We start from the raw sequence: 5,381 nt of genomic DNA, 5'->3' as shown, positions 1-5,381 counted from the left end.
GGTTGCCAATACCAAGTCAGCGTCTCCAGCAATAGCGCCGATTGACCAAATGCAATACTATACCCTGGATGAGTATCATTCACCTGATCACTCAACCCATAAACTTGAAAATGAATCGGCAAACCCAACCTCGCCCGAACCGTGGCGCGATCGCGATCGCAAATAAAACAGACAAACCCTCGACGACTCACCCTCTGACTGATTTGATTCATACCCCTACCATGAGGTTGCCAAATTTCTAAACCCTTGAGAACTTGCACCTTACCCGACTTGACGATTTCACCCAGTTCTCCCCCATAGTAAAAATGCCAGTTTTCCCGCACATCCCGATACCCAGTTAACTTAAAATAAGCCAAGGCTTTCTCAAATCGCTGGCTAGGGACATCTGCTTTTTTGGCACATCTCAGAAACCGTTCCTTGTCCCACCACTCAAAGGTAAAATTACTCAATAAACTAGGCAGATTATAAATTTTAAACCGTTCCGATTCCGGTTCATCCGGATTCGTGGCATCATATATGGCACAATTAAGCTGACTACTGCCGCGAAAACTCCGCGCCTCATCAATAACCTTTTGTTTCCCTTCTCGCTGACAGTGCTTGATTTGTCTAAATTTTTTCCTCACACTAACTCCTAACGCCTTTTGGATATCATTGCCAAATCCCGGTGCCGCTTCTGGATACAGTTGAGTCAGTCTGAGTAATTCTGAATAAACACAAGCCGATTGTATCCCACCCCAGCGTGACGGATAATGCTTAAACTCATTCACAAAGGCAAAATTAGCGCGAACTGTATTAAAAAACGTCAGCCGATCATAAGTTTCCCCATCCTGTAAGGGCGGCGATTCCACTGCAAACAGGCGTTCGACAATAAACTTAGGTAACAACGCATAAGCCTGATATGTCTCAAACCCTTTATGCCGCCCCAACCGTCCCAAACGCTGAATAAAGTTCCCCGCATCCGCCGCTTCAAAGACTAGGAAATTAATCCGAAAGTCTACCCCGACATCAATTGTAGACGTACCAATCAATAAATCTGCCTCAACAACTGATTTGGATTTCTCTGTCTCCCCCGTCAATCCCGTATTTTCTCGTACCTGAAACCCCAAGGGTTCAAATAGCTGCTTCAGTCTCGGTAGTAAGGTTTTCACGGCGGCGATGGAGTTGAGTATAATCGCCCCCTTACTGCCGGGATACTCCTGAAAAAACCTTAAAATTATTGATTCAGCATTCTCGACAATCCAATCATAACTTGACCGAAAATTAGGTTCTAAATCTTGAGGAAAACGTAACGCGATCGGTTGATTAATCGGTCGCCAGTTTTTATCATTGTCCTCAACTGAGAATCGATAAGCCCCCTGTGCCTCTGGATTAATCACCCGATACTTCAATCCCGCTTTCGATAAATAGTCCTGCAACAATTCATTAGGCGTCGCCGATAAAAACAAAAATTGCTTTCCCGGTACAGTATGCTTAATCAGCAGGATAGCATTGAGGATATTGGTAATCTGAGGCGAGGAGAAAATATGAAACTCATCGAAAACAAATAGTTTATAATTCTTATCAATATTGGCAAATAGCCGATTCGGGTTATCTCCCTTCCCAGCTTTATTGCGCCGCAGATAGCGGAAGTCATGGATATAGTGAAAAATATCAGGATTCGTCAGCAGAATTTCTGAATTATTGGAACGATTCAGCAATCCAGCTTGCTTAGAAGGCAGCTTGTTGGTTTCAATAAACTCCGCCAAAATCGCCGCATTCAAACGATAAATTTGCGGATCATACTCCGGCTGAAACTTACTTTTATAGCCTCGTACTTGTTTTTCCTGATCCCGTGCCAATTCATTTGTCGGGTAGGCGGCTAAAGTGTACGTGCGACTGGTCATCGCGGGGAGATAAGCGGCTAAACTTTTACCATCCCCCGTCACGGCAGTATTGAAAACCACATCAATGCTAGACTCTCTCAAGGCTGCAACGGTTTCTCCTTGATGCCAAGACAGTGAGGACAAATCTGGAGGTAAGATCATTCCTTCCGGCGGTTGTTCACACAAACGCGAGTATAGAGGCTGAAGCGCGATCGCATAGTTAGTCATGGCTGCATTGCCGCTGAATTGAAATATACTTAGATTAATTCCACTATGCCATGGTTTTCCTAGAAGTGCAAGTACAAAGTTAAAATGCCCAGAAAGAAAGAAACACTGACCCTATCGATTCCCCCTGGCACCAAAGCCCAGCTAGAAGAGATTGCCCGTCGCCTGAACATCTTCTGGGGCAAGAATCCCAGCCCATCGGGACTGATCAGTGCGATCGCGCAGCAAGAACTAGAAGTCGGAAAACCCTTCACCCTCAACCCTGAACAGGTCAACGCCTTACAACAAGCCACCGCCGCCTTAATCGATGCGGGTCACGTCGAAGCGGCTAAAACTATACTTACACTTTTACTCGACCGAGGCAATCTAGAACCTCCCCTACGCCAATCCTTACTCCAACAGATTGGCAAACCCCTTGAACCCTGGCGTATCGAGGTGGAAAATTATATTAATCAAGAACAACCCTTTCGGTTGCTTTATCGCAACTCCCAAGGGCAAGAGTTAGATTATACTGTCCGCTATGGGGAGATTTGCTTCTACGAAAAACGCTTTTACCTGCAAGTCTGGTGTGAAGAAACCGCAGATGTAGAGGAGGAGATGGCTGATTTACCAGAACTTTGGCACAATCGCTGCTTCCGATTAGACCGAATTCAGGCAATCCTACCCACCAGTGGCGGCTGGCGCGGTGAATTGGATTCTATTGAAGTGTACATACAGTTTTATGGCTGGTTGGTGAAAGCTTATCAGCCTAAACCTGACGATATAGAGGATAAAGTGATAGGAGAGGTGCGTCAGGTGGTGCGGCGCGTGGTGAATCCCTTCTGGTTTCTGCGGGAAATATCGCGATATTGGCAGGATTGTGTGATTATTTCGCCAGAGAGTATGCGTCAACGGATGCAGCAGAAAGTTAAGCGTCTTTGCCATTTGTATGATTTGTAGGGGTTTTGTTACCAAACATCGATGTCAACTTAAGCCATAACCCTTGCCCATTCTAATTTTTAGCCACCGGAGAAGGGCGGGTTTAATGTAGGGGCGGGTTTGACTACTATCATTCAGGGTTGCACCCAGATATAACTAAACCCGCCCCGACAAAGTTTTTGCCATAAGTTATAGTAACCGCCATGGCTGTTAGGACACATCATTTATGTTCCAGACGCGCCATGGCGCGTCTGGAACAATGGTGCCGAACGTCCTAATCGATGTGTCTATTGCTATATCTGCAAAACCCGCCCCGACTTTCGTCGGCTGTTCTTTCTTGGTTTATGCATATTTACCCAAATTAGTCAAGACAATCATGACAGGAATTTTGCACTAGAGGGGATGGCATAGTAGCGATTATCTACGGTGTGAGGGAAAGCCAAAGGAGAACGTGAAAACTGATACCCTGTTTTATAGCCTGTTTAAAGAATTTCCCAGTATCTTCTTTGAACTGATTAACCAGTCAACAGAACAAGCAGCAACCTATCAATTCACCTCCCGTGAAATCAAACAACTAGCATTTCGACTGGATGGTTTATTTTTCCCCAAGACGGAAAACTCCCAAAACCCCTTCTATGTCGTCGAAGTTCAGTTTCAACCGGATCAGGATTTATACTATCGTATATTTGCTGAACTCTTTCTGTACTTGAGACAAGATAAACCCTCTTGTCCTTGGCGGGTTGTTGTCATTTATCCAACTCGCCGGATCGAACGAGAACAACCGTTACAATTTCGGGAACTGTTTACCCGAGTGCAACGGATTTACTTGGATGAGTTAGGAGACGATGCATCGGATTCCCTGGGGGTTAATATTGTTAAGCTAGTGATTGAGAATCAACAGACAGCCCCTGAACGAGCAAAGACCCTAATCGAACAAGCCCAAGCCCAGATAACGGATCAGACGACACAACGGAACCTAATTAATTTAATTGAGACAATCATTGTTTACAAATTACCGCAAAAAAGCCGGGAGGAGATAGAAACCATGTTAGGGTTAAGTGAACTCAAACAAACCAAAGTTTATCAGGAAGCCAAACAAGAAGGCTTAGATGAAGGCAGACAAGAAGGTCAACTCAAAGCCAAGTTAGAAGCCATCCCTCGGATGATGCAGTTGGGTTTAAATTTGGAGATGATTGCTGAAGGGTTAGATTTGCCTCTGGAAGTTGTCCAACCCGCAGCACAGTCATTCTCTCAACAGAATGTTGCGGCTTTTATAGAACTCTTAAATCATCAACGAGAGCTTTTCTCGCCTCAAGACTTGGCTGACTTGGCTGAGTTAATCAAACCGTTACCCGATAAAATAGAAAATCTAGCCTACGCGATCGCACAATGGTGCAAGCAAGACGGACATTCAGCACAGCTTCAGGCTTGGCGTCATGTTCTGTCTGGCTTATTGGCGGCTACAGTCGAGCAATTGTTAGCCAGGAACCTCGCATCCCTTGATACTCCATCCCCTGCACTCAATAAAGCTATGCTACAACAGGCGATTGAATCAGGAGAGTCTTCTAACTGAGCGATCGCGCTATCTCCATGTTTCTTGATGTCCGAGTTTCAATCCCTGATCGGGATTATAGACCAGTAGGGTGGGCATTGCCCACCTGACTCGCTAAATCCCGCGTCGAAATGCCCGAATCGCTTCTCCTGCATCAGTCTCCGCCATCAAAATACACCGTCTTAGCCAGTCAATATCAAGTTCACTCAATCCAGGTAGCTGGCTGCGTTCAATGGGTTGATAGCCACCATCTCCAAGATGATAAAGCTTCAGTAATCCATCTTGCCAAAACCAAACCTCTGAAACGCCCAACGCTTGATAGCGTTCTAATTTACTGGTATCTCCACTGCTGAAAACGACTTCAATCGACAAATCGGGAATCGGCTTGACACTTCCGATACAAAAAGACTCGTCAGCTTGGGCGGAAACCATGCCGGGTTTTTCCTGAGTCATTGCCCCTGTAGGCTTAAAGAAGATTCCCTGTTCAACCAGAAACGTTGTAATTAAATAATTAATAATACGAGCAAATGTTTCATGATCCTGTCCCGGCATGAGAATCTCGATCATCCCTTTATAATAACAGAGGCGCACTCCAGAAGAACCATCAAAACCCGTTTGAATACACTTAAACTGTTCCCAGGTTCCCTGATGAACAATGCGTTGATCGGTTGTTTTGTCAAGTAGTGGGGACATGGTATTCGGTTTTGGTTATCGCTGATAGAAATTATCGAGGATTTCGTCAATTGTCGGCAATTGTAGGGGCTTGGTTACCAAGCCCTTACTTACGTTCAGTTTTTTTGTTTCAATCCCTGATAGGGATTATA

The 5,381-nt window shown here is 45.1% G+C and carries 4 protein-coding genes; 2 read left to right on the top strand and 2 right to left on the bottom strand.

Annotated elements, in window-relative coordinates:
- The coding region (gene cas3, locus ACLFWI_RS26070) for a type I-D CRISPR-associated helicase Cas3' (RefSeq protein WP_446415337.1) at nucleotides 1-2,090 on the bottom strand (2,090 nt) is incomplete at its 3' end.
- A gap of 84 nt (nucleotides 2,091-2,174) precedes the next feature.
- Here cas3 and ACLFWI_RS26065 point away from each other — a divergent pair.
- Nucleotides 2,175-3,026 (top strand): helix-turn-helix transcriptional regulator, encoded by an 852-nt coding sequence (locus ACLFWI_RS26065; RefSeq protein ID WP_446408828.1) that lies wholly within the window; start codon nucleotides 2,175-2,177, stop codon nucleotides 3,024-3,026.
- 430 nt (nucleotides 3,027-3,456) lie between these two features.
- Entirely contained in the window at nucleotides 3,457-4,578 is a 1,122-nt protein-coding gene (locus ACLFWI_RS26060; RefSeq protein ID WP_446415336.1) for an Rpn family recombination-promoting nuclease/putative transposase, read from the top strand.
- A 93-nt stretch (nucleotides 4,579-4,671) separates the two neighbouring features.
- On the opposite strand, the gene ACLFWI_RS26055 is transcribed toward ACLFWI_RS26060, so the two are convergent.
- A complete protein-coding gene (locus tag ACLFWI_RS26055; protein WP_446415335.1) occupies nucleotides 4,672-5,250 on the bottom strand; it encodes a Uma2 family endonuclease in 579 nt (192 codons plus the stop codon).
- Between the last annotated feature and the right edge of the window lie 131 nt (nucleotides 5,251-5,381).

It is taken from the genome of Coleofasciculus sp. (assembly GCF_046539235.1).
Classification (GTDB): domain Bacteria; phylum Cyanobacteriota; class Cyanobacteriia; order Cyanobacteriales; family Coleofasciculaceae; genus Coleofasciculus.
Note: the sequence above shows the minus strand (reverse complement) of the source record. Positions and strands in the feature narration are given on the sequence as shown.